We start from the raw sequence: 2,342 nt of genomic DNA on the forward strand, positions 1-2,342 counted from the left end.
GCGAAGGCGCGGCCCTGGCCGGATGTTGCGGGCAGGGACAGCAGGTGGCGGTAGCGGGCGAGCGTGGCGGGCCAGGTGGCGAGCTTGGCCTGCCACTGGGCGGCGGCGTCCGGCGGGTCGAGGTGGAAACCGACCGCCTGTCGCAGCGGGATGACGAGGCAGCCGGCGACGATCAGGGCCGCGCCGAGGTGGGTGTCCTCCATGCCCCAGCCCAGCGCGCCGAACTCCTCGTCGAAGCCGCCGACGTACATCAGTTGCTCGCGCGGTACGGCCAGCAGCGCGGTGACGACCATCCTGGGCAGGTCCCAGTCGTAGTAGAAGCGGCCGTAGCCGAGGTTCTGGAAGTCGTCGGTGGCATCCAGCGGCCGGCCGTCCAGGCTTTCGGCGAGCGTGATGCCCGAGTACGGCAGGACCTTGCCCGCGGGGGGTGTCCAGGTGACGCGATGGTCGGCCGCCAGGAGCGGAGGCCCGTCGGGCAGCAACGGCCCGCCGTGCGGTGCCGTCTGGTAGGCGACGTTGTGCCGGAAACCCGTCAGCACGGCGTCGTCTGCGGCGCGGGCGGCCACGTCCGCGAAGACGTGCGAGGGCAGCACCATGTCCGCGTCGACGAACAGCACGGTCGGGGCCTGGGCCAGACGGGCGCCAGCGTTGCGAGCCGCGGCCGAGCCTCGGCGCTCCGCCAGGCGCACCACGGTGGTGACCGCCGGGTGCCGACGGGCGATGTCGAACGTGGCGTCCGTGGACGCGTCGTCGACCAGGATCACCTCCAGCTCGGCCGCGTGCTGCTGGGCGCCGAGCGCGTCCAGCACTGCGGGGAGGGCGTAGGCGGTGTTGCGGGCGGGGATCACGACCGACAGGTGTCGGCCGGCGCTGGTGCCCGCCGGGGTGGGCTGGTGCCAGCCCAGGCCGGTGCGCTCGGTGAAGTCGGCCGTGAGGTACCGGTGGGCGTTGGCCTGGGTCCTGAGCGTGTCCGCGAGGCTGGTGCGCATCACGGCCACCTCCATTCGTTGAGCACGGCGGCGGCCTGGGGCCAGCCGCGAGGGTCGGAGATCCAGTGCAGGGCCGGTCGCTCCGGCAGGGCCAGGAGGTCGGCGAGCAGGATCAGGTAGTCGGGTTCGAGGACCAGCAGCACCCGCCGTGGGACGCCGTTGGCGGTGAAGTCGCGCCGGATCTGTTCGGCCACCGCTGGGCGCAGTTGCCTGGCCAGTCCGGCGTCGAGCCGCTGGTCGTAGCGGGAGAGCATGTCGTCTGCCCGGACCAGGCCGTAGGCGGCGGACAGGAAGCGGATCCGGCCGCGGGCCTCCCGGTGCCCGGCGAAGCGGGCGTTCAGTTGCGGGGCGATGCCGCCGGTGTACCGTTCCAGGGCGGGCAGCGGCCGGGCTTCCGGCGCCTTGCGGTGCGAGCAGCCCGCGATCAGGAGGTCGCCGATCACGCGGGTCTCACCACCCGGAAGCCGATGCCCGGCGAGACGAGCTCGGCGGGCGCGGCGTTCAGGAACGTGCATCGGGCGTACAGCGGCGGCGAGTTGTAGGAGCCGCCGCGGATCACGAAGCCGCCGCCGATCGTGGCCGATGATGTCCACTCCCAGCAGTTGCCGGCCATGTCCCACAGACCGTCCGGGCTTCGCCCGCAGGGATGGGAGGTCACGGGGGTGAGCCGTCCGCAGGTGCCGCGCAGATTCGCCCGCATTGCGTCCGGTTCCTCGCGGCCCCACGGGTACGGACGGCGCTCGACCCCGGAGGCCGCCCACTCCCATTCCTTCGACAGCGGCAGCCGGCCGCCCAGGTCGGCCGCGATCCGGGCGGCCTGCGCATGGGCCACCCCGACCAGCGGCCGGTGGTCCGGACCGAGTCCGAGCTGGAAGGGCGTCAGTGGTGTCGCCGTCCACTCCAGGTCGGCCACCTTCACTGGCCTGCGCCGGTCACCGAACAGGCACGTTCCACCCGGCACCGGTAACCAGACGAGCGCGGACCTCACCAAGTCCGTCGTCATCGCTTCCCCCCTCTCATCCGGCAATCAGAAACAGGTCTTCGGCGTTCGCCCCAGCCCAGACCTTCGACTTGGCGAGGTTGGGCCGCAACCCGCAGCAGGCCAGCGCCCTTGTGACGACTTCGAGGGCCTCGCCGGCCTGCTCGGCGCCGTCGCAGAAGACGCAGTAGTTGTCCGCGAACCGCACGACGCGGTGCCCGGCCAGCCGGGCGTCGGCCCGGGACAGGCGCAGGTTGATCAGCAGCGGCGCCAGCGCCGTCCCGGGCACGATCGGGCACGGAAGCGGCTCCAGCACCCGCTCGAACAGGCGCAGGAACGAGCCGTCCGCGACGTGCTCGGCCAGCCAGTCGGTG

4 protein-coding genes are annotated in these 2,342 nt (G+C 72.8%); all 4 read right to left on the bottom strand.

What is annotated here, in order from left to right:
• On the bottom strand, positions 1-989 hold a 989-nt coding region (locus AB0O00_RS36120), incomplete at its 3' end, for a glycosyltransferase (RefSeq protein ID WP_363658938.1).
• A complete protein-coding gene (locus AB0O00_RS36125; RefSeq protein ID WP_363658939.1) occupies positions 989-1,432 on the bottom strand; it encodes a hypothetical protein in 444 nt (147 codons plus the stop codon). The genes AB0O00_RS36120 and AB0O00_RS36125, both read right to left, overlap by 1 nt.
• Positions 1,429-1,902 carry an SUMF1/EgtB/PvdO family nonheme iron enzyme gene (locus tag AB0O00_RS36130; RefSeq protein ID WP_363658940.1) on the bottom strand — a complete coding sequence of 158 codons (474 nt, stop codon included), beginning with the start codon at positions 1,900-1,902 and terminating at the stop codon, positions 1,429-1,431. The genes AB0O00_RS36125 and AB0O00_RS36130 overlap by 4 nt, the downstream gene beginning before the upstream one ends.
• A 103-nt stretch (positions 1,903-2,005) precedes the next feature.
• Positions 2,006-2,342 (bottom strand): reverse transcriptase domain-containing protein (locus AB0O00_RS36135; RefSeq protein WP_363658941.1); only part of this gene is annotated, 337 nt, incomplete at its 5' end.

It is taken from the genome of Kitasatospora sp. NPDC093558, assembly GCF_040683475.1.
Taxonomy (GTDB): domain Bacteria; phylum Actinomycetota; class Actinomycetes; order Streptomycetales; family Streptomycetaceae; genus Kitasatospora.